The sequence below is a fragment of the Streptococcus sp. ELY_125 genome (genome assembly GCF_058314535.1).
Window position 1 is genome coordinate 1 of record NZ_JBZFUM010000005.1, and the last position, 21,311, is coordinate 21,311.

22 protein-coding genes, 1 tRNA gene and 1 pseudogene are annotated in these 21,311 nt (G+C 40.1%); 2 read left to right on the forward strand and 22 right to left on the reverse strand.

All coding sequences use genetic code 11. The annotated features are described in order from the left end of the window. Positions 1–484: 484 nt before the first annotated feature. The 11 genes and pseudogenes from AC4HAL_RS03320 to AC4HAL_RS03370 form a co-directional block, all read right to left on the reverse strand. The gene (locus tag AC4HAL_RS03320) at positions 485–1,090 is read right to left on the reverse strand and encodes a histidine phosphatase family protein (protein ID WP_447451237.1); all 606 of its coding nucleotides are present in this window, start codon (positions 1,088–1,090) and stop codon (positions 485–487) included. After that, complete coding sequence (locus AC4HAL_RS03325; protein WP_491092975.1) at positions 1,087–1,686, reverse strand: histidine phosphatase family protein; 600 nt, start codon at positions 1,684–1,686, stop codon at positions 1,087–1,089. Before AC4HAL_RS03325 ends, AC4HAL_RS03320 begins: the two co-directional genes overlap by 4 nt. A 490-nt stretch (positions 1,687–2,176) precedes the next feature. Beyond that, on the reverse strand, positions 2,177–2,533 hold the full coding sequence (locus tag AC4HAL_RS03330; RefSeq protein WP_491092976.1) for a hypothetical protein: 357 nt from the start codon (positions 2,531–2,533) through the stop codon (positions 2,177–2,179). 560 nt (positions 2,534–3,093) lie between these two features. Next, on the reverse strand, positions 3,094–3,555 hold the full coding sequence (locus AC4HAL_RS03335) for a hypothetical protein (RefSeq protein ID WP_491092977.1): 462 nt from the start codon (positions 3,553–3,555) through the stop codon (positions 3,094–3,096). Positions 3,556–3,875: 320 nt separating this feature from the next. Further along, positions 3,876–4,034 (reverse strand): hypothetical protein, encoded by a 159-nt coding sequence (locus AC4HAL_RS03340; protein ID WP_491092978.1) that lies wholly within the window; start codon positions 4,032–4,034, stop codon positions 3,876–3,878. 475 nt (positions 4,035–4,509) lie between these two features. Next, complete coding sequence (locus AC4HAL_RS03345; RefSeq protein ID WP_491092979.1) at positions 4,510–4,803, reverse strand: hypothetical protein; 294 nt, start codon at positions 4,801–4,803, stop codon at positions 4,510–4,512. A 74-nt stretch (positions 4,804–4,877) separates the two neighbouring features. Continuing rightward, positions 4,878–5,273, reverse strand: coding sequence for a hypothetical protein (locus AC4HAL_RS03350; RefSeq protein ID WP_491092980.1), 396 nt, complete (start codon positions 5,271–5,273; stop codon positions 4,878–4,880). 575 nt (positions 5,274–5,848) lie between these two features. Beyond that, positions 5,849–5,921 (reverse strand) — tRNA-Thr (locus AC4HAL_RS03355). Between the two features lie 240 nt (positions 5,922–6,161). Continuing rightward, positions 6,162–6,299 (reverse strand): annotated as a pseudogene (locus tag AC4HAL_RS03360) (group II intron reverse transcriptase/maturase); the annotation flags it as partial. 185 nt (positions 6,300–6,484) lie between these two features. Next, positions 6,485–6,871, reverse strand: coding sequence for a stress response transcriptional regulator NmlR (gene nmlR, locus AC4HAL_RS03365; RefSeq protein ID WP_491092981.1), 387 nt, complete (start codon positions 6,869–6,871; stop codon positions 6,485–6,487). 300 nt (positions 6,872–7,171) lie between these two features. Further along, entirely contained in the window at positions 7,172–8,305 is a 1,134-nt protein-coding gene (locus tag AC4HAL_RS03370) for an LPXTG cell wall anchor domain-containing protein (protein ID WP_491092982.1), read from the reverse strand. A 331-nt stretch (positions 8,306–8,636) separates the two neighbouring features. On the opposite strand from AC4HAL_RS03370, the gene AC4HAL_RS03375 reads away from it, so the two are divergent. Continuing rightward, positions 8,637–9,284: a Pr6Pr family membrane protein gene (locus AC4HAL_RS03375; RefSeq protein WP_491092983.1), complete on the forward strand. Its 648-nt coding sequence runs from the start codon at positions 8,637–8,639 to the stop codon at positions 9,282–9,284. A gap of 34 nt (positions 9,285–9,318) precedes the next feature. Here the strand turns inward: AC4HAL_RS03375 and AC4HAL_RS03380 are convergent, their stop codons facing one another. The 6 genes from AC4HAL_RS03380 to AC4HAL_RS03405 form a co-directional block, all read right to left on the reverse strand. Continuing rightward, complete coding sequence (locus AC4HAL_RS03380; protein ID WP_491092984.1) at positions 9,319–10,653, reverse strand: GHKL domain-containing protein; 1,335 nt, start codon at positions 10,651–10,653, stop codon at positions 9,319–9,321. Then, on the reverse strand, positions 10,650–11,978 hold the full coding sequence (locus tag AC4HAL_RS03385) for a hypothetical protein (RefSeq protein ID WP_491092985.1): 1,329 nt from the start codon (positions 11,976–11,978) through the stop codon (positions 10,650–10,652). Before AC4HAL_RS03385 ends, AC4HAL_RS03380 begins: the two co-directional genes overlap by 4 nt. A gap of 244 nt (positions 11,979–12,222) precedes the next feature. Continuing rightward, the gene (locus AC4HAL_RS03390; protein ID WP_491092986.1) at positions 12,223–12,744 is read right to left on the reverse strand and encodes a DUF2798 domain-containing protein; all 522 of its coding nucleotides are present in this window, start codon (positions 12,742–12,744) and stop codon (positions 12,223–12,225) included. A 484-nt stretch (positions 12,745–13,228) separates the two neighbouring features. After that, positions 13,229–13,696, reverse strand: a complete 468-nt coding sequence (locus AC4HAL_RS03395) for a GNAT family N-acetyltransferase (RefSeq protein WP_491092987.1) — start codon at positions 13,694–13,696, stop codon at positions 13,229–13,231. A gap of 470 nt (positions 13,697–14,166) precedes the next feature. Then, entirely contained in the window at positions 14,167–14,535 is a 369-nt protein-coding gene (locus tag AC4HAL_RS03400; protein ID WP_447451222.1) for a VOC family protein, read from the reverse strand. A gap of 61 nt (positions 14,536–14,596) precedes the next feature. Further along, the gene (locus AC4HAL_RS03405; protein WP_491092988.1) at positions 14,597–15,037 is read right to left on the reverse strand and encodes a VOC family protein; all 441 of its coding nucleotides are present in this window, start codon (positions 15,035–15,037) and stop codon (positions 14,597–14,599) included. Between the two features lie 391 nt (positions 15,038–15,428). Between AC4HAL_RS03405 and AC4HAL_RS03410 the strand changes: the two genes are divergently transcribed. Further along, on the forward strand, positions 15,429–15,845 hold the full coding sequence (locus tag AC4HAL_RS03410) for a hypothetical protein (RefSeq protein ID WP_491092989.1): 417 nt from the start codon (positions 15,429–15,431) through the stop codon (positions 15,843–15,845). 56 nt (positions 15,846–15,901) lie between these two features. Here the strand turns inward: AC4HAL_RS03410 and AC4HAL_RS03415 are convergent, their stop codons facing one another. The 5 genes from AC4HAL_RS03415 to metK form a co-directional block, all read right to left on the reverse strand. Beyond that, positions 15,902–16,942 carry an LLM class flavin-dependent oxidoreductase gene (locus AC4HAL_RS03415; protein ID WP_491092990.1) on the reverse strand — a complete coding sequence of 347 codons (1,041 nt, stop codon included), beginning with the start codon at positions 16,940–16,942 and terminating at the stop codon, positions 15,902–15,904. Positions 16,943–16,972: 30 nt separating this feature from the next. Beyond that, a complete protein-coding gene (locus tag AC4HAL_RS03420) occupies positions 16,973–17,599 on the reverse strand; it encodes a nitroreductase family protein (RefSeq protein WP_491092991.1) in 627 nt (208 codons plus the stop codon). Positions 17,600–17,691: 92 nt separating this feature from the next. Further along, on the reverse strand, positions 17,692–18,327 hold the full coding sequence (locus AC4HAL_RS03425; RefSeq protein ID WP_491092992.1) for an SDR family oxidoreductase: 636 nt from the start codon (positions 18,325–18,327) through the stop codon (positions 17,692–17,694). A gap of 219 nt (positions 18,328–18,546) precedes the next feature. After that, a complete protein-coding gene (gene murA / locus AC4HAL_RS03430; RefSeq protein ID WP_491092993.1) occupies positions 18,547–19,806 on the reverse strand; it encodes a UDP-N-acetylglucosamine 1-carboxyvinyltransferase in 1,260 nt (419 codons plus the stop codon). Between the two features lie 122 nt (positions 19,807–19,928). Further along, entirely contained in the window at positions 19,929–21,119 is a 1,191-nt protein-coding gene (gene metK / locus AC4HAL_RS03435; protein WP_491092994.1) for a methionine adenosyltransferase, read from the reverse strand. Positions 21,120–21,311 lie beyond the last annotated feature (192 nt).

A 21,311-nucleotide genomic window follows, 5' to 3' on the forward strand; every position in this document is an offset into this window, starting at 1 on the left:
ACAAGTTCGTTTGTGGTAAGATGGGTGTAGGTCATTTATGGTAGTTCCTCTCAGACAAATGTGGTGTTTATCTGAGCCTATCATAAATGGCTTTTTTCTGTCTAGCTTAATTTTACAAATTGGGTGATAAAAAACGTATCGCGCACAATAGGGTTATTCATTTCTCCCTCTTAATGACAAGATTTTTTAAATAAAATGCAGATCCCTTTGTTTTGGTTATCTTTTCCTGTCTTGATAAGAGACAATCAGAGACTAGATGGACTTACTGAGAAACTGTCAAGACAAACCTAATTGAATTGTTCCAATTTAAACACTAAAGAAACTGTCTCACATGGATGAAACAGCTCCATAGATTTAATAATAAAGCACAAACCTTATTAAAAATAATGAAAAACACAATCCTGTATTTAAGTATCTCTGTCTAATTTCAAAGGTATTAAGCATCTTCTCAAGGGTTAGATTATCAAAATAGCCTTCCTTAAAGCTATTTTCGATAAAGGAAAGTCTCCTGTACTGGGTTGTAGATATACGCCATATCAAAACTATTCTTATCATCATAAGTGAACTTTAGGATAGCACAATTTCCCATACCACGAATCTCAGGCGCATTTTCTAAGGCTCCTCGGAAAAACTGGGCGATAGCTGCACCGTGGCTGACTGCCAAAACAGTTGTATCATCTGGTAATGACATCATCAATTCTGTAAGCGTCTTAACCAAGCGCGCTCGAACCGCCATGCTATCTTCACCGCCGTAATGAACAAAAGCATCACGATAACCTGTTCCATCGCGGTGAAGGGGAGGATTTAGGTACTCGGGCTGGGCTTCCATAACGCCAAAATCCATTTCCTTCAATCCCTTGAGCCTGATGATATCGGTCCTTCCAGATACAATCTCTGCTGTATCACAGGCACGCTCCTGGGTTGAGGCATAGACAGCATCAAAACGAATCCCATTATCTTCAAAATACTGCTTGGCTGCTCGAGCCTGCTCAATGCCCAAGTCAGTCAGAGGCGAGTCTGATGCCCCTTGAATCCGTTTTTGCACATTAAAACGAGTCTGTCCGTGTCTCATCAGATATAATATCTTCATACAACCACCTCTGTCTCCGTAATAGGATCAACAACGCGGTTCAACGCTAATCGGTCCTTGTCATAGGTGAAGTCACAGATAGCACAGTTACCAAAGCGAGTGCCTTTGGGAAAGGAAATGTTTAACTGCAAAATCATGCCCCACAGGGCAGCCCCATGGCTAACCATAATAATGCTATCAGCCTCTTCTGATGCAGCTACATCCAAGACTGCCCTCTGAACGCGTTGCCCAACTTGGGCTATATCTTCGCCTCCATAAGGTACTAATAGATCTTCAAAAGAGTGTGCACCCTGCCTAAATTTAGGCAGGAGCTGCTCGGGCTGGGCTTCAAATTGTCCAAAATTCATCTCCTTAAGCCCTTTAATAGTCTTAATATTATCATGTTCTGCAATAATATGAGCCGTATCAAAGGCTCTTTCCTGAGTTGAAGCATAGACGGCCTGGCGTTGGATCCCTTCTTTTTTAAACCAGACACGCGCCTGCTCGGCTTGCTCAACACCTTTTTGTGTTAAGGGGGAATCACACCAGCCTTGCACACGTTTTTGCACATTAAAGAGTGTTTCACCATGTCGCATAATATATAAATGTTTAACCATATTCATCTCCTTGTATTAAGCTAGATCAGAAACTTGCAGTTATTTGCACAAGCTTATGATTATGGGACAGATCAGGGACAATGGACAAAGTCCCAAAACCATTCAAAGAACTCAGTAAACCATTCGAGGATGCAGTTTACAAGATTGGTCATCTGTTTAGATAAACAGCTATAACGTCCTGCCATCACCCACCAAAACCACCTAATTCATAAAGTGACTAAGACCTGCTCCAAAACTTAGACTTTAAAGCCGGGGTCATGGCATACAATCCTACGGTAGATTATAAGCCTGTCAACTAAACTTTTCCTATCACATCCTACTTAAAACTGATACTATAATACGATTTAAAAAAGTCCAAGTAATCTATCTTCCACCTAAATCCAATTCCATCTTTTCCCAAAAGTGAATTAATATCCGTTCAGATAAGCTAAAAGGCTGAGACATAATTGACCTAGTCTCAACCTTCAAAAGCAACCTATTAAACAGTCGACTACCACTCAAAATCCTTAAGTTCTGCTCTCATTGCTGCAATATGACTGTCATCCAGAATGTTCTTTTCCTTAGTTGCTTGATCCAAATCCTGCAGATAGTGGATAAAACGATCAACCAAAAGATTGTAATGGTAATTATTCAGTGTCTTCATTTGGCCATGAATAAATTGGGCAGCGTCTTCAAATTTTTCTGCATTGACCAGATCATCCAAATACACATTCCCCTTGATTTGGTGACCCTCTTCGTCCTCAGTCGTTCCTAAATCAATAAAAGAAGGCTCAAGGTGAAAAGCCTTATCAATCATATTGGCTGTATTTCTAATCTGATTCAGCAGCCGATCATTATTAAAAACCATAAGCAACTCCCTTCTCTAATCACAAATATATTGTGTTAATTTGCAAGCAATCCCTCTATATACCAATTATACCATATACTTCCCTAACCCAAAAAGCTGAATAAAAAAGCCGTGAGTGAGAGTGGGACTCAATCGGTAAATCATGATAAAATCACGATTTTGATTTTGTTGTCCCACCTCCACACATTTGAGTAGGTTGGCCGCTAAGTTAAACAGTCCAGTGGACTGTTTAAGGGGGTACCTAAGGATAGGGAAGCGTCCCAAGATAAGGATATCCAGCCAGCAGTGGTTCATTGGTGCTAAAGCACCTAATGAACTAACTGTGCAGGGGAAAGACTTCTTGGCAGAGCCAACCAGTTTTTCTCCCAACCACTGCGCCTAGCAAATAAAATTGAGCAAATAAATAAGGCTGAGACATTTTGTCTCAACCTCACTCACGCACTGACACAATACAAAAATCAAAGGTTTTTTTAAAATCGACAATAAAATGAATGACGTTTACATAAAAGCTAGTACACAGGGGCAATAAAGTTAATTAGATTTTCGCTTCAATCTTCCCCTTAACCATTGGCGTTTAACTTTCTAGCTTGCAGATACGTTGCGATATAGAGAACAGCATAAATAATTGGAAAAATCAGTCCCCAAATCTTAAATCCACTTATAGCAAAATTGACAAGATAGATCACCAGAAGACCAAAACCTAGATAGTAGGGCAGATAGCTAACGTATTCCTGCGCCTTGATGGCCTTGTGGTTTCTAATCGCCAATACCAAGATAGCAATACCAACAATAAAGAAGATAATGCCACTGACTAACACCCAAGGAGTTGTTCCTTGGCGTATAGTTTCTATCTGCTCAGATGTAAACCCTTGTTTTTCATAGACCCCATTTTTTAAATTAGCCATATTTATATAATAACCAACAACCGAAAGTACACCACCTAAAATATGCAGACACTCTAAAATGAGTACTGTCATATTCAAAGACTTAACAGTATTCTCAAGTTTTTCAATAGAAATCATAAAATATCCTCCAAATATATATTATATATTTTTGTACTATTGTAACAGAATATAAGCAAATTGCAAGACAAGTCATTCACTTACTAAGGTCCACAAGCGAACAAGACAGTCATAAATAGAAAAAGTAGGTCAATATGGAATGAAGATTGTCAGTTACCTAACTGGCTTTCGACCAGACTCATACAACAATTGGTTCCTGTCATAAATTATTGTCAGCGAGATTTCGTTAACTATTCTTCTTTATCTCCTAAGGACAAACAGCATTCCACTTATACCATAAAAAACCGACTGACTGCTAACTTGACTACCAAGAAGACGACTCAGTGAATCAAATAGTACACGGCTCTCCCCAGAGCACTGCCTAGTTCGTAAGAACAAAGCATGGTCACTATCACCAATAAAACAATGTAGAGTGGTGTTAACTTTGTAAACTGCAGCTTACTTCGCCCCAGTTTATTTTGCAGCTTCTTCCGTTTCATTTGATCGTCTCCTGTTCTATTTCGTAAGTTAAGCAGCACAGCCAGCATCCTAAGTATACTTTATTTTAGCTATTGTACATGTCCATATCGTGAATGGTTCTTATTTTGTCGTGAACGGTAAAAAATAAGAATAATTAAGTAATTTTCAGAAAATACCAACTTTACTTATACTTACTGTCAATCCTTATTTGTCTCTTTATATAAGGCTAAGAATAAAACAATGGTAAGTAAGGATAAAATATCCCAACTCCCTCGAAGGGTTTCAATAGCAAAATAACACGTTAAAAATAAAATATAGGGATTTAGACCATGGTAATGGCGTGTGATATAGATATCATAATAGAGATACACATAAGTACAACCAGAACCTAAATATAAAATCCAAAAACAAACAGCAGACAAATCTTTTCCCCTTTCCGAATTCGCATTTGATATTGCCGATGAAATTACCGACAAAACTGTACATCACGCGGAGTTACCAATCACCGATGGTGCGATAGTTTTCGTCAAAGAACTTACCTGAAATGATACGCCCATTAGTATAGTCAATTACATCACCAATTTGGGCCGTTTCATACATCCCATAACCATAGTAATGACTATCACTAGCCCAGTTAGGGTCTAAAGCCGGAATCAGTACCTTGATACTTTTACTGCCACACCAAGTTAAACGGTGTTTTTTAAAGGCTTCTGCTACCCAGGCTGGATAGGGCCTTAGCTGGCTAATACGCCAAACTTCCACTAATCTTCCCTTATAACTCGCTTTCATCACTTATCTCCATTAATACCATTATTATTTTTACTTCGTGAACTAAATGTTTAACCACTTGAAATAATATAATCCTAATTAACTTTCTTACTGTGGGGGCCACAGTTAAAACTAGAAATAAAGAAAACACCATAATTAGCTACCATCAAGGTAACCCAAAAAGAAGCCGCTGGATTCGACTGATAAATAGATAAAGGAATGACCACCATAAACAGCACCAAGTGGACAAGCCCCAGCTTTGATAGGACATAGGTTTTAAAATTAGCAAGCACCTCTCTAAAGTTACTAACTAGGGGCTTACCATCTTTAGGAAGAGTCATAACAAAAATGATTCCTTGATAAATCAGGTTCATCACGCTGAGTATGACCAACTTATATACCGGACTATTCATCCAAGTTGCTGTTACCACTATGACAACTGTTGTTACCGTGAGTACTAATAATAAATAGAACCACTTGCGCTCAAACACTGTCTACATCCTTTCCATACGTTTCAAAAGCAAAAGGAGGATCCGTCCTCCTCTTGCCAACGGGAGTAGAGATCTATCCAGACCTAAAGTAGCGAACAGTCCAGATAAACCTATGTAAGATGGCAACATCAAGACCAGAAGACAAAATTACCATCTGTCTCTTTTAGGCCATCCAACGCTATTAGTATAACTTATTTTTTCATCAGTGCACGTCTATGTCGTGAACGGTCGTTTTTTCACCCTGAATGGTAATTTTTTTCTAAAATACGGATTTTTTACCATTCGCGACAAAATATGAACCAGTCATGACATGAATCAACAATAACCCAGTAATTAATACATAGTGGTAGATTACTACGATATGAGAAAGATCTGGAAGACAATTGTCTTTGCATGAAAACTTATCAGAATTCAGTAGCCAACAAATTAGATAAGTCCATTTTAGTCTTGGATAAGTAATTATTCTCAGCTAACTAATCGTTTCCATTGTCCAAAAGTAAACAGCCGCCGCATAACTGTTGGACAATATAAAAAGAAACGCTGACATACCAACGTTTCCAACAATCTTTTTATAATGCCGATTGCAGGAATTGAACCTACGACCTACGCGTTACGAGTGCGTTGCTCTACCTACTGAGCTAAATCGGCTGACTACGGTAATTATTCTAACATCTTGTATAGGCTGTTGTCAAGAGAAAATCCCTCTGTATCCACGACACACACATGAAAATTTTCACTGAGAGTTTTTGGGAAAAAAGAAAATCCAATAATCATATCGGAACAGCCATTAACTGTTATTGAAAAACACTTATGTAAGTTCCCAATCGAGTAAAGACTAATTTCTAGCCCCTCTCACACCACCGTGCGTGCCGTTCGGCACACGGCGGTTCAATTAACTTTTAACGCATGTCGTTCTAAGTAATAATCTAAGCACGAAACCAGTCCACGTTTAGCGAGGATTAGTTTTGATATAGCGCTACTTAGTACTGACTTTTGTGCCACAAATTGATAATGGTCGCCCCATCCGATACTTTATCCGCTATCTTTTCCTCTCCCCGCTACCTCACGATAGTCAGGCTTGGGAGTCGCTATTGGGTTCACCGGTAGCGGGTGCCCTCAGAAGACTTTAACCTCAGATGTACGACATGCCCATCGTACCTAATAAAAGCCAAGCCCTGCGACTTGACTCTTTATACCACTTTGATATGACCTTATGCCTTTCTATCAAATAGCTCCTGCTCTCTGGGAACAATCTTACTCTCGTAGTTCTCGATTTTGTAATTAAGTCTGTCCATAGCTTGATGCAAGCCGTCCAGTCGCTTTTGTAGCTCCTCACGCTGTTCAAGTAGGATGGCTAAGCGTGCCTCGATGTTATTATCGCCCGCCTGTAACAGGCCAATATAATCAATTAATGCCTCGACACTCAGACCTGCCTTCTTAAAATAGAGAACAAACTTTAAAATACCTATATCCTTATCTGAGAAATCTCTCATTCCTGACTGATTTCGCCGAATCGGCGGTAAAAGTCCTATACGTTCGTAATAGCGAATAGTATCAGCACTAGCTCCTGTCATTTCACTAACTTTTTTGATATTCATATCTCACTCCTAGTCATATCTTAAAATTGAAGATCCATAGTCCCTGAAAAGAGCTTATCTGTAGCTAAAACTCTCTCTCATATTATAAACCTTAGAGTTAACTCCAAGTCAATTCATTTATTATTCACTCTTTTCATCCACTGCTTCTCCTTGCCCGATTCAGAGAATCTCATTCTTATGTCGGCCGTTCTAGCTCTTCGCTCAGTCTGATTTGATTTTCTTTGAGAATAAATTTTTAAAAGAAAAACAGCCAAAGTGCCATTAATTGATGCGCACTTCAGCTGTTTATGTTAAGAACAATTATTTTTTCTTTTTAAGCATCAAGTAGCCTGCTAAAGCCAGAAGAGCCACTCCTAGGATTCCTAAAATCGATACGGCTTCACCTGTTGATGGCAAATTGCCATTTTTCTTATCTTGCTTATCTTCCTTCTTATCAGTAGCAGCAGACGTTTGAGATTGAGTGGCTGTGGAGGAGCTGCTAGAATTTGAAGAGGTCGACGAAGAATTATTCTGCTTTTTATTAGCATCTACCTTGGTATATTGACCGCCTAAAGTGGGGCTGCTGTAGTCAATAGCAGCATTTTCACTTGGAACGCGCCAGAAAGCAGGTTGGAAGACGCTATCTTTGAGAAGGAAACCAGTTTCCACCTTGCCACCTAGGCTTGATAAATCAGAAATTTCAGAGAAGTAACCCGTTGCATCCACAAGCACATATAATCCATCACCAACCTTTTTCACCTTATTGATAGTGAACTCTGTTTTATCCACCGTGCCATCAGCATATTCCTTAGTTTTAGTGACATGGCCATCCTTAGTAATCTCAGTAGTCATCGTAAAAGTTGTGTCTCCTTGATAAGTGCCGGACCATGTACCAACCAGTTCAGGTGGAAACGCCATTTCTTCTTCAGTTTCTTTGTCTTGATTTTGTTTGGCGTTCACTTTACTAAAAGGGCGGTCATAACTGAGTGCGGTTTCGTTTCCAGATTGCCAAATTTGAGGATAAAGAATCCCACTTTCTAAGACAAAACCGACAGTAGATTGATCAGACACACCTGCATAATCACTATCATTGAAACCGAAATACATCGTATTGCTGCCGTCAATAAATTTATAGCTTGCAACACCATTTTGTTCAACATTGTTAATATTACCGCTCTTGGTGGTTTTTTGACCATCAGCAGACACAAAATCCGTAGTAAAGCTACCATCTTCATTAACAGTAATGGTGGTGGTTAAGGTCTGCCCATTTGCATCCGTCATCTGATTCTGCCATGTTCCCACTAAACCAGATGGGAAAGGCTGAATGTTAGGATTTTGTGCCTGTGTTTCCTCCGCATATGCAAAAGAGCCGGACCAAGTGGCATAGCCAGTATAAGCTGCTGAAAACAGAGCCAAAACAGCTAATGAACCGTAAATAATTTTCTTCACTTTCATGATAGTGATCTCCTTTATTAAGATACAGGATGTTAAAAATCCGATTAGAAAACAGAAATCTGACCAACACTCGAATTTTAAAGTAGGTTATGCTCCGGAGCAGCTATACCCTATGAGATTTTTTGTCCATTCCCATTTTCTGCTATTATTTTATCACAAGAATATTACAAAATCAACAAAATATGTAACATTATAGAAATATTTTTAACAAAGTTATACTTCCTAATAGCATAATTCTATTCAAGGGCTTAAAATAAAGGATAAAGTCCTACTCAAAATCAACCTTTTATGGTAGGATAGTAGCTGATTAAATTAATGGGAGAGATAACTATTGTCTGTTACACAGATCTATCGTAGCTTTTTGGGTTTCTGCGGATTCATTGGTGTTAGTTTGCAGATTGCTAAAGATGGCGCAGGAATGTTGCTCTATTACACTGTTCTGTCCAATATTCTGGTTTTTACCTGCTTTTTCTACTCTATCTACTATGAGTATAAATACGGCAGCCTCAACGATAATCGTAAGCTTCTTCGGCTCAAAGGGGGCGTGACTTTAGCAATTGCGCTAACATTTCTGGTCTACCATTTTTTATTAGCTCCTAAAACTAGTGCTGATGATTTCTGGAATATTCGCAACTTTTTAGTCCACTATATCGCTCCACTGGGTATGATCCTCGACACAATTGTCTTTGATCGCCGAGGAAGTTATCGCCGCTATGACCCTTTGCTATGGACAATACTTCCCCTTACCTATTGCCTATGGGCTCTCGCCAATGGTTTCCTTATTAAGTGGTCCATTCCAGGGGCAAGCAGCAGCCCATTTCCTTACTTCTTTTTGGATGTTTATCAGTATGGATGGATGACCGTTGCGGCTTATATTATCAGCATTTCCTTATTCTATATCCTTATCGGCTACTTGCTTTTTGCTCTTAAGCATTTTGTTGGTTTTAAGCAAAATTCAGTAACTGCAAAAGCTCCTTGAGAAAAACCTCAGGGAGCTTTACTTATGGCTTAATTCACAGCGAGTGCCGCCGGTCGTTCATTGATAAGGTCTGGCGAAAAAGATAGTCATTAGACATGGTGGCGAGACTGACGTTTTCGTACTCAGAAATAATACGTTCGACATTAGCCAATCCAATACCACGATCAGGACCTTTAGAAGAATAGCCATTATCAAAAATATGGCTGATTGGTACCTGTTCCTCCTTAGTCGCATTTTCTACAACAAAAAACTGCTGGTTGTCCACTTTGAAATAAGCGATGCTTAAGGTTTTATCGGTCGACTCTTGAGCGGCTTCAATGGCATTATCGCATAAAATTCCAATAATAGTTACTAAGTCAATGACTTTCATTGGGATCGTCTCAATCTCATCAGGTGCTTCAATAGTAACATCCAAGCCAGCCTCTTGTGCTAAAATCATTTTAGACGATAGCATACTTTTAATAGGAGAAATATGAATAGAAGCTAATTTACCAACATCGACCTTTTTAGCCAAACTAGAATTTTGAGCAGCATCTCCTAGAATCTCATCATAGGTCTTCTTGATTTTAACCATATCCTGACTGGCAATACTCTTGGCTAACTTCTCCAGAGCCCGTTGGTAACTGCGTTTAAAAGTATTAAGTTCATCATAGAGCGATTCTATTCGACGATTGTAGCTTTCCAAGTTGGCGATATGGAGTTCTCTATCACGCTCGATGTCTTGTCTGAGGTTACTACGAGCCCAACGTGCGAAACCAAAAAGATACCAGCAAAATGCAACAACTCCGACGAGAATGACCTTATTGCGATTAGTCGAAATCCACTCAATAGCAGGATTGTGAAGATGGCTGAGCAAATAAACAATGTGCAGGAGTATATAAGAGGCAAACAAGGCTATGGTAACTCGAACTAAAAAACGATTTACTCGTTTATTATCCGACTCTGTAATCAATTTAAAGTCCATATTAAAAGTTTTATGAACTATCCAATACTCTGCAATAGTGAGCAAGTTAGCGATAATTAGGAGATAAAAAGGCTGACTTTGAAGATCAATCTGATTAGGATCTGTCTGGAAGATTAGGAAGTAAGAAATCCCCAGTAAAAACTCCATCACCATGGTTGTATAAAACGCATAAAAAAGGAGTTTACGTTTGGACTGATATTTGAAAAAGATAAATTCAATTAAGAGTAGATGGGTAACATCTACAATAGTGCCGCTCCCTAAATTAAGCGTAATAATTAAAGCAGATACTAGCGAGACTGGTAAAAGTTTCTTTAACGGAAGGCTGAGCTTGCTGACCCAGTTAAAGACATACCACCCCGACCAAAATAGGGTCCAAGAATAAAGGAAATAGCATATATAAATCATTCTTCTCTCTCTCTTCTAATATGTAATTCCTGGAAGAAGGTTTGATCGTGAACTCCTTGGGTCAGGCTTAATTCTCGGTAGTGGTTGAGCATTTTTTGGCTATTGTGGGACAGCTCTCCCAACTGTTCCACTTCTGTCTGCTTATAAGGAGTAAATTCTAAGCTAAAGTGCTGCACCCCTTGACTTTCAACGATACGGACTGTCAGTACAGCATTAGGATTACTGTCAAACCAAGGAGTCACTCGGTCAAACATTTCGCTAAAAATAGCTAAACCTGCACTGCTGTGCACCCCACAATCAACAATAATATCAGGAATATTCAGAACCAATTTTCTTTTCTGACGTTCAAATTCACTCATTTTAATGTAAAGAAAAGATTTGACCTCAGGGACTGTAACATTGAGCAGCTTAGCCTGACGATCTCTGGATTCTAAACCAGCAACATTGTCCTGAAAAATTTCATCAAATACTTCAGTCACTAGTGCTACATCACCACTATCAATGCTGCCACGTAAGCTAAGCAAAATATTGTTGTAGTCATGTCTAAACGAGCGCACTGACTGATAGAGATTTTCGATTTGTTGACTGTAGCTTTCCAAATTTTCCAGATAATGCTTTTGCTCCTGTTCACGCAGATCTTTCAGATATTCTCGTGAATAATAATCCGTTAAAATGAGGACCTTCATCAAGATCCCCAGATAAAAAACGGTCACAATAATATATAAGGCCGAAAGGGAAATACCTAACACACGCTCAACTTGCAGTTTTCCCAACAAAAGCAGAATATGCAAAATAAGATAATAGCTAGTCATCTCAAACAGCGTTACCCAGAAATTGCGTTTGGTACTGCTATCTAACCAAATACTCTCACGCAAGGCTAGATAATCAATCTGATAGAATTCCCTTAAAAAGCGTTCAAAGAGGTTAGTAGCAATTAGCACCAACATTGCCCAAACAAAATTAGTAGTAAGGTAATGAACAGACTGGTTAAATACAAAAGGGAAGACCACTCTGGCTAAAAAATTCCATAGAATAGCGTAAAAAACTGGAGGGTAGAGAGCAAAGAAAAGATTTTCCACCAGCGGCCGATCCGATATTTTGTAAGAAAGAATTCCCAGATAAAAAAGCGCACCAACTGTCACTTCACCAATCACAGGGCTGAGGAATAAAGACAGTACTATATGTAGACCAATCAACAGTCCCACTTTATAAAAACGCGGCTTAATACCTGTCACATAGGTAAACAGAGACCAAAACGATGAACAGATGATGAGCTTTAACATCAAAGGCTGCAATAAATCAGCAGTTAGCATTGACATGGACAAAAATTGTCCTTTCCAATAGTGATTTAGTAATATACCAATATTTTACCATAATACTAGGTGTAAAGGAACCTCAGTAACTGTTAAATAGGGAAGACGGTAAAATTTGTCTCACTAAAAAACAGAAATAACCAAGAAAATCAAAATGATGAATAAATGATTTTCTACTGTCACTCCTGCTTCCTGCTTTAAGTTTTTTATACTTGTTTTATGCCATTATATTCAATTGCCTTATCTGCGAAATCTTTTAGATAATAGTTGGTAACTCATCATCATCATCAAAGTCTTCAACAGTTTCTTCACCTGGCAAAGGCTTTTGTATGTGACCTAGGATAAAGCGAGAGATGGGTCCTGCTACCAGAAAATTCAGGGGCAGGGCAAAAATAAGATTAGTCAGCCACGCTTGACAATAAGCCGAAAAAGTAAGCGGACGACCATTATAGAGCAGACCATAGATTGACATACAAGTCACCATAAAGAGACACATAGTTCCAGAAATGGCTAAAATCTTAGCCCAGCGCTTATCATGTGCCCTAAGATGGTGCAAAATACGAAAGGCAATTCCTTTTGCTAGGGGGCCTACAATCAGCATATCTAAAAGAAAAGCAACAGCAAATCCTGGTAAAAAGCCAGTTAGAAAATGGTGCCAAGAAAATTTTGCAACACCTACCAAATCAAGAACGAATAAATTCCACAGACTCATACCGCAGACCATTAATCCACACATAAGACAAGTAAATAATACTGCTTCTTTAAAATTACGGGGCATCCTACACTCCACTTCTAATAGTTATATTTAAAAGCCTAACTCCTTTAATGTTCCTACTCGACGTGACATCTTAATAATCTAAAATGCTCTGGAAAGAGACTGTTTAAAGCCGCTGTCTAGAAATTAGAAAACAGTCCCTGATGTCTCATTAATTAAGGGTGGTGGCTAGGTTGTCATTGCGAGGTCGCTTAGCTACCTTACTAGTTGCTGGTTACCTGCTCAAGTGTAGTTAACTTCTATGACTCGTGTCGCAACAGCCCTAAGAAAATCCACTGATGTTTGATTTTCTACGCCAAACCCTAAAAGGTCAACGAAGCTGGCTTTGTAAGTAAAACATGATGTTGATGTTAAAGAGTATCAGCTTTTCTCGGTTATTGACCCTCTACCAGTCTAGCATAAACAAAAAAGTTTTGTAAGCTATTTACAAAACTTTTTCACTTTTTACCATACTAGTAAGAGGGGGCCTTAGATCATACAGATAGGGCTATAAAATCTCTTCCATTGAGGTGTATTGGGCTTTCAACCCCTGTCTTTCATAAAAGCGTAAAGCTCCTTCGTTAGCGTTCCAAACGTGAAGAGTCAAATTATAACATCCACACTGCTTGGCATAGGCACGCGCAAAATCAAAGAGCTCTTGACCGATCTGCTGACCACGCGCTGCTGCTGCGACACAAAGATCATCAATAAAAAGCGTTTTACGCGGTTGATCGGTACTGCCGTCATGAGTTTCAAGAACCATAAAAAGATGACCTATAATCTGCCCTTGGTCATTTTCATAAACAAAAATCGGCTTTTGAACATCAGGGATTAAAGCTTCTAACTCTTGGTGGGAAAACTTTTTCCCCTCTTGTCTGAATAAATCTGGGCGTACAGCATGATGTACAAGCAGAATTTCTTCTAATAGCTTTTCTAAGGCCGGAATATCATTTATCTTAGCACGTCTAATAACCATATAACCAACTCGCTTTCATAAGAAAATGAAGGACTTCCAAGATTCGAAGAGATTTTGGAAGTAGGAGAAATAGGACTGGGGAAGATTGAGCTCCATATTGGCTCAATGAATAAACTTGAAGAGAATCCGCACGCTCTTTGGACGAAAAATATTTATATCCCAGAGTGAGCATATTTTTAGGTGGCTGCTGTCTCTGCTTCTTAAGTAATCTCAATCCATAATATCATTACCAGAAAAAGGCTGTTTAGTGGCGACCCCCTTTTTGCATGCTACTCACCTAAAATAAGAAGAGCAATGCTTTAATATTGGTTGCTGTCTGATCTTCTTATTCTTTTATACTAGAGGCAATCCTAGTATAAAAGAAGGATACTGATAAATCAGCCTCTTTTAGCCCACCTGCTGGATCTTTAAACCTTTAAACAGCGTTACTTTCTAGCATCCAAGGGGTATCTCTACCCTATTAAATGGATTTAGATACCCTTGACGGCGTAGTAATGACCACTAGGGCTAGCAAAATTAAAGCTAGGAAAAGGCTCCGTCTGAAGCGGACTGATCTGCTCAGTCAACTCAGATATTTTAGCATGTAGCTGCAAAAGTTCTTCACTTTCAAAAAGAAGACTAGGCTGATTATCTACAAGCTCTGGCGATACTTGACGAATATACTCTTTATCATAAATCGTAAATAACGCTGCACTGTCCATCGTCGGCCGCATACTAAAGGTTTCGAAACCTTGAATTCTTGATTGGCTGACAATCTTACACCCGATAGCCTGCCAAAATTCTTTTTCTGCTGCAACATCATCCACGTAGAGCATAATCTCTACTTCTTTGTTTAACATTTTCTACCTCCATTATAGCATAAGGAAAATCGGATCGTCCCCAATCACCCTCTTCATTGTCCTAAAAGTTAACGTTATCCGACACAAAACCTTCAATATCTGTATTGATTTGCCAAATCATACCAAATTTATCCACAATAATGCCATAAGCTGGACTCCACGGCGTCTCTTGCAGTTCCAACTCAATTGCACGGGCATCTATCGCCAATTGGTCATAAAGCTTGCGAGCCTGCTTCTCATCTCCAAGCTGCAGGCAGGCCGAAATATTATTTCCCAAAACATAATCAGCTTCAGGATTATTATCCGAAATCTGCAAGCGGATGCCATTAATATCTAACTGGGCATTGAGGAGCAGGTCCTTATTTTTATCAGGAACATCAGGAATTGCTTGGCCAAAGGTTGTTAGATTAAGAACCGTGGCATCAAATACCTTCTTATAAAAATCAACCGCTTCTAAGCCGTTTTTATCCGTTACTAAATAGAGTTCAATCGCTTTAATCATTTCTTTCCTCACCTTTATTGTTACAAAAAGTATATTACTACATTGAGATAGTTTGGTCAATAGAAGTGTTCATTCTCTACTATCTAATTTTTTAAGAGGTTATCACTTGGTGTTAATTCTAAATGATAAAGGAAAGAGACACGCACAAAATTCTGAAGCTGACAGCACAGCTAACTTGATAAGCAACGGTTTATAAACCTAAATCTGTTACTGCTTGCTGTCACCTCTTCTATAAACAATCTAGAGGGCAAACCAAGTTGGTCGTGTTATTTTGAGCTAGCTGTAGTGCTCCAGCTATACTGGGAAAATCTTTATTATACCTTAACTTTACATTGATTTTGACTAATAAATTTGCTAAACTAGCTATAATAAAATTTTAAGGAGTTTTAATATGAATACATCCACAAATGGTCTACGCACCTTGGCTAAGGCTAATGGTTTGCTGGGGGTGATTGGGGGAGTTATTGCCTGTATTTGTACGGGGATTCTAACTGTCTATATCTTAATGAACGGAAATGATGCAGAACAGTTGGCAAAAAGTGGGGTAGTATTTCTTTCTTTCCCCACTTATATCATTCGAATTGCCGCTCTAGTGATGGGAATTATTGCTACGGTTAAATTTAAAGCAAATAAAAATGTCCCCCTAGCAGCTCATATTTTGTTCATTGTGGCATTTCCGGCAGGGTTTATTTTGGGATTTTTTGCTGATCTGTGCATTATCATCGCTGGTATCATTTATCTGGTTTCACTTAAGAACTTTGATCAGCCTCAGGATCCACAGCAGCAAGCACCGTTTCCTCGGCAGTAATGTCAATCAAAAAGCCACCTTAAGTCATTTCACAGACTTAGGTGGTTTTTTTGATTTTAAAATGTATCGACCATACTTTTTAACAGTTTAAAAGAATGGCCCTGAGCCTTCTGGTCATAGATATAACTATTGACAATGAGCTCGTCAAAGTCCACCCTGTTTCTAAGTTGGTTCAGCTGTTTGGAAGCTGTCTCTGGACTGCCGATAAGAGAAATCTGCGACATCTGTTTAACAATTAATTTCTCACGATGAATAATATCCTTACGCTCAAACGCTATCGGTCCAAAGTGCGGAACCTTAGTTGCCTGAATATAGTCCTGCCAAACCGCTTCCTCGTCTTCAAGCGGAGGGAGAAGCCCACTGGAATCACCTGTAATAATACCAAGGAAAGACTGCAGCTGAGTAGTAGCCAGACGCTTGGCTTCTTCATCACTGTCGGCTAGTACTGCATTGGCTCCTAATATCACATAAGGCTCAGCCAGGCCTTCTGATGGCTTAAAATTTCTGCGGTAAATAGCTACTGCTTCCTCCATCATAGCTGGCGCAAAATGAGAAGCAAAAGAATAGGGCAGCCCTAATTTAGCAGCTAGGTAAGCACTATCTGTGCTTGAGCCGAGAATATAGAAGGGAACGGTTAAACCAGCTGCTGGATAGGCATGAACAGGGTTCGTATCTCTAAAATAACCTGCCAGCTCAGCCACGTCCTCTGCAAAATGAGGATTAAGATCATCAGTTCTGCGCAGAGCCCTAGCCGTTACCATATCAGTTCCCGGTGCACGTCCTAACCCCAGATCTAATCGGCTAGGATAAAGAGTAGCTAAGGTACCAATCTGCTCGGCCACAATGTAAGGACTGTGGTTAGGGAGCATAATCCCACCGGAACCAATACGAATACTGGTGGTATTGGCTAGGGCATGTTGCATGAGGAGTACCGTGGCGCTGGAAGCAATACTTTTCATATTATGGTGCTCAGCTATCCAAAGGCGGTTATAACCTAAATTTTCTAGCTTTTGTGCCAAGTTAACCATATCATCTATAGCTTCCTTGTAAGTTTGCCCTTGGCGCAAGGGCACTAAATTCAATACTGACAGTTTCATCTTGTCTTCTTTCTAATCTTTTGGGCAGATCTACTTAAATTCTGTAATCTGCTCAGCCTTAAGACGAACAGATTCGTGCCCTTGCTCTTTGGCTTTTCCAAGAGCTAGAATCATTACTGGGACATAGCGTTCTTGTTCTAAACCGAATGTTTGTGCCAGCTGATCAGCTTCAAATCCACCAATAGGATTAGTATCATAACCATGGGCACGTGCCACTAACATTAGCTGCATAGCCGCTAGACTGGCATCAATTTTGACAATGCTGGTCATAGTATCGCGATCCAAGCTTTGATAAAACGGAATGATTCTGTCTAATTGGGAATCACGAATTTCTTTAGACATCTTGCCTTCTTCTACTGCTTTATTATAGATCTCTTCACCGTATCGATAGCATTGTAAATCACCAAAGATCAAAACCATAGCCGAAGAAGTTTCATTCTGGATTTGATTGGTCTTTAGAAGAGGAGATAACTGTTGCTTTCCTTCTTGACTATCGATAACAATAAAACGCCATGGCTGCATGTTAACAGAAGACGGAGCTGTTGCAGCCTCATCAAGCATATCTAGTATCTCGTTGCGGGAAATTTTTACTGCCTCGTCATAGATGCGTATAGATTTACGCCCTAAAACAATCTCATCAAACTGGTTCGTTTTCATTCTTCCTCCTGCCTATGAAAACCATTAAACGATTATTCTACAATCAATACACAACGGACCATCATTGATATATGCTGGGGGTTCCCAGCCGCTTAGAGCTTTTTCAAAGCTTCTTCTAAGCCAACCTGACCTTGTGTCATTTGGATAACCTTACCGATAGTATTATCATACTGAAGCAGCTTAGCTGAAACTGAAGCAACATCTGGAATCGGATTGCTGCCGACCTTGTTCGGAGCTAGATCTACTTGTCCTGTCCCTGCCTCTTCAACCAGTCCGCCTGGCTGTAAAATTGTATAATCTAAATCTGTCTGCGTTATAAGATAATTATCTGCAAAAAATTTTGCAATATTATAGTTGGTCAGTTGATCAAGACCGGTTTGATGCCATTTTTCAGGTTCTGTCGCAAACAAGGAACTCAGAAGGATATAGCGCCTGACGCCAGTTTGTTGGGCCGCCTGCATAGACTTGACAGCACCAAAAGCATCTGTCTGCAAGAGATCCTTTCCACGAGACCCTGCCATAAAATAGACAGCATCCATATCCTTAAATTTTTCAGCCATCACATCAGGATCATCATGCAGATCAAATGAAATAGGAATAACTCTATCAGCCGCCTGAAGTTTGCTAACATCCCTTACACCAGCATAGATAGTGTGACCATCTTTTAGCAATTGTTGAGTCAACCCTTGAGCAACCCTGCCATTAGCACCAATGATAAAAATATTCATTTTACACTTCCTCCTTTAAAAATACTGAGATTAGAACAATGCACATATGAGCTTTGCAGCCATGCATAACCATCTTAACCTCCTAGGTATAATGTATTTTATGACTTCCTAGGCCATCTGTCAAAAATCTGGATTTTTGACAACATTTTCTGGACTATTTTATTACTAGTCAAGATAATAAAAAAATCGACCCATTATTAAAATGAATCAGATTTTCTCTTATTCTTCTACTAAAGCAATATCAGCACCTAAGGCTCTCAACTTTTCAATAATATTGGCATAGCCACGTAGGATAAACTCAATATTGGTAATCTCAGTCCTTCCCTTTGCCATAAGGCCAGCAGTCACCAGCGCAGCTCCTGCTCGCAAATCGGTGGCCTTGACTGCAGCACCTGTCAGCTGACTTGGTCCATTATAGACAATCTGACCACCAAGTACAGAAATATCTGCTCCCATACGTGCTAATTCAGCAACATGGTTGACCCTTTTTTCATATATAGTGTCCTGAATCGTTCCACGGCCGTCAGCAGTTAACAAGAGCGGTGTAATCGGCTGCTGCAAGTCAGTTGCAAATCCGGGATAAGGTGCTGTTCGAACAGAAATAGCCTTGAGGCCTTCTTGCTTTTCAACAAAGATCGCATCTTCATCAATGACCATGCGGACGCCCATTTCTTCCAACTTCGAGATAAAACTATCCAAATGCTCATAAAGAACATTGGTTATACGGATGCCCTCACCAATAGCCGCTGCCATAGCAATATAAGTTCCAGCTTCAATACGATCAGGAATAACTTGATGACGAGTTCCGCCTAGACGCTCAACACCATCAATAGTAATCATATTAGTACCAGCACCGCGGACTCGCGCTCCCATATTGTTAAGTAGAGTAGCAACATCAATGATTTCAGGTTCACGCGCAGCGTTTTCGATAACAGTCCGACCTTGCGCCTTGACAGCCGCTAGCATAGTATTGATAGTGGCACCGACACTAACGGTATCCATATAGATATGGGCACCTTTCATGGGCTGACCGCTAGTAGCCAAGCGCATAGCCTCATCTTCATAGGAAATACTAGCCCCCATGGCTTCGAAGGCCTTGAGGTGCAGATCAATAGGGCGGGGACCTAAATCGCAGCCGCCCGGTAAGCCGACCACGGCCTGTCCAAAACGTCCTAGCAGACTGCCATAGAAATAGTAAGAAGCCCGCAGACTATTGATTTTGCCAAAAGGCATAGGCATATCTTCGACACCGCGGGGATCAATTTCAAGTGTATCACCTTCTCGCTTGATTTTAGCCCCCATGATTTCCATGATTTCTACCAGACTGTCCACATCACTGATAGCAGGCACACCATCTAATGTTACAATATCATCTGCTAGGATAATGGCTGGAATCAAAGCGACAACACTATTCTTCGCTCCTGATACAGCCACTTCACCAGACAGTGGCCTACCACCATTGATAATAATTTTTCGCATACCCTATGTGTTCTTTCTATATCCTTGAATTTAACCTTTTTATTATAGCAAAGATTAAGGTTTTTGACAATAAGTCTGAATAGAAAAGGCAAAGCTCCGCCGAAGGAACTTTGCCGCTAATACTATTGACTGATGGAAGCTTTCAAGGCTTCAACCTTGTCCAATTTTTCCCATGGCAGGTCGATATCGGTCCGTCCCATGTGACCATAGGCAGCAGTTTGTTTGTAAATCGGACGCTTGAGGTCTAACATTTGGATAATACCTGCTGGACGCAGATCGAAAGTTTGGCGCACTGCCTTTTCCAAAGCTGATTCTGATACGGTAGCCGTACCAAAAGTATCAACACGGACAGATACCGGATGAGCCACGCCGATAGCATAAGCTAGTTGAACTTCCGCTTTATCAGCCAAACCAGCAGCCACAATATTTTTAGCAATATAGCGAGCTGCATAAGAAGCAGAACGGTCTACTTTGGTCGCATCTTTACCAGAGAAAGCACCACCACCATGACGGGAGTAACCACCGTAAGTGTCCACAATAATTTTACGGCCTGTCAGACCAGAGTCACCTTGAGGACCGCCAATAACGAAGCGGCCTGTTGGGTTGATAAAAAACTTAGTTTGCTCATCCAGGTATTTAGCAGGGATGACTGCCTTGATGACTTGTTCAATAACATCTTGGCGAATTTGCTCGTTGCTGACTTCTGGGTCGTGTTGCGTGGAAATAACCACTGTATCTATACGTGCTGGCTGGTCATTTTCATCGTATTCTACTGTGACCTGAGACTTGGCATCTGGGCGAAGGTAAGCAATTGTCCCTGATTTACGTAGTTCTGCTAATTTCCTTACCAATTGGTGAGAAAGTGAAATTGGTAAGGGCATGAATTCAGGTGTCTCATTGACCGCGAATCCAAACATCAGGCCCTGATCACCAGCACCAATCAAGTTCAGATCATCTTCCTGACCTTGACGGGCTTCCAAGGCCTCATTGACCCCTTGAGCAATGTCAGTAGATTGTTCTACTAAAGATGGATGAACTCCAACAGAGTCAGCGGAAAAGCCATACTCTGCTTTATCATAGCCGATTTCAGCGATAGTCTCACGCACAATTCGGTTGATATCAATATAGGCTGTCGTCGATATTTCTCCGAAAACATGGACGGAGCCTGTATATACTGCTGTCTCAGCTGCTACGTGAGCATCTGGATCCTGCTTTAAAACAGCATCTAAAATAGCATCTGAAATTTGGTCTGCAATCTTATCTGGATGCCCCTCCGATACAGACTCAGACGTGAAAAGTTTACGTTCTGACATAAAAATGTCCCCCCTTATAAAATGTGAAACACTCACCGTTCATCACTTTTAGAGACGGCAAGCCAAACTGAAATATTGATATTTCAATTTCCTAAAGGGGCTGGGACAAAAGTCCTGCCTCCATAAATTAATTGAGATATAACAGTTTGACGCAGTAGTTGAATGACGTCCTTATCCCTTGCCTTGCAAGAG

What these genes read in the sequence shown, in the direction of transcription:
- AC4HAL_RS03320 (WP_447451237.1), bottom strand. Translation starts at nt 1,090, where the DNA reads ATGAAGATATTATATCTGATGAGACACGGACAGACTCGTTTTAATGTG.
- AC4HAL_RS03325 (WP_491092975.1), bottom strand. Translation starts at nt 1,686, where the DNA reads ATGGTTAAACATTTATATATTATGCGACATGGTGAAACACTCTTTAAT.
- AC4HAL_RS03330 (WP_491092976.1), bottom strand. Translation starts at nt 2,533, where the DNA reads ATGGTTTTTAATAATGATCGGCTGCTGAATCAGATTAGAAATACAGCC.
- AC4HAL_RS03335 (WP_491092977.1), bottom strand. Translation starts at nt 3,555, where the DNA reads ATGATTTCTATTGAAAAACTTGAGAATACTGTTAAGTCTTTGAATATG.
- AC4HAL_RS03340 (WP_491092978.1), bottom strand. Translation starts at nt 4,034, where the DNA reads ATGAAACGGAAGAAGCTGCAAAATAAACTGGGGCGAAGTAAGCTGCAG.
- AC4HAL_RS03345 (WP_491092979.1), bottom strand. Translation starts at nt 4,803, where the DNA reads ATGAAAGCGAGTTATAAGGGAAGATTAGTGGAAGTTTGGCGTATTAGC.
- nmlR (WP_491092981.1), bottom strand. Translation starts at nt 6,871, where the DNA reads ATGAATATCAAAAAAGTTAGTGAAATGACAGGAGCTAGTGCTGATACT.
- AC4HAL_RS03370 (WP_491092982.1), bottom strand. Translation starts at nt 8,305, where the DNA reads ATGAAAGTGAAGAAAATTATTTACGGTTCATTAGCTGTTTTGGCTCTG.
- AC4HAL_RS03380 (WP_491092984.1), bottom strand. Translation starts at nt 10,653, where the DNA reads ATGATTTATATATGCTATTTCCTTTATTCTTGGACCCTATTTTGGTCG.
- AC4HAL_RS03390 (WP_491092986.1), bottom strand. Translation starts at nt 12,744, where the DNA reads ATGCCCCGTAATTTTAAAGAAGCAGTATTATTTACTTGTCTTATGTGT.
- AC4HAL_RS03395 (WP_491092987.1), bottom strand. Translation starts at nt 13,696, where the DNA reads ATGGTTATTAGACGTGCTAAGATAAATGATATTCCGGCCTTAGAAAAG.
- AC4HAL_RS03400 (WP_447451222.1), bottom strand. Translation starts at nt 14,535, where the DNA reads ATGTTAAACAAAGAAGTAGAGATTATGCTCTACGTGGATGATGTTGCA.
- AC4HAL_RS03405 (WP_491092988.1), bottom strand. Translation starts at nt 15,037, where the DNA reads ATGATTAAAGCGATTGAACTCTATTTAGTAACGGATAAAAACGGCTTA.
- AC4HAL_RS03410 (WP_491092989.1), top strand. Translation starts at nt 15,429, where the DNA reads ATGAATACATCCACAAATGGTCTACGCACCTTGGCTAAGGCTAATGGT.
- AC4HAL_RS03415 (WP_491092990.1), bottom strand. Translation starts at nt 16,942, where the DNA reads ATGAAACTGTCAGTATTGAATTTAGTGCCCTTGCGCCAAGGGCAAACT.
- AC4HAL_RS03420 (WP_491092991.1), bottom strand. Translation starts at nt 17,599, where the DNA reads ATGAAAACGAACCAGTTTGATGAGATTGTTTTAGGGCGTAAATCTATA.
- AC4HAL_RS03425 (WP_491092992.1), bottom strand. Translation starts at nt 18,327, where the DNA reads ATGAATATTTTTATCATTGGTGCTAATGGCAGGGTTGCTCAAGGGTTG.
- murA (WP_491092993.1), bottom strand. Translation starts at nt 19,806, where the DNA reads ATGCGAAAAATTATTATCAATGGTGGTAGGCCACTGTCTGGTGAAGTG.
- metK (WP_491092994.1), bottom strand. Translation starts at nt 21,119, where the DNA reads ATGTCAGAACGTAAACTTTTCACGTCTGAGTCTGTATCGGAGGGGCAT.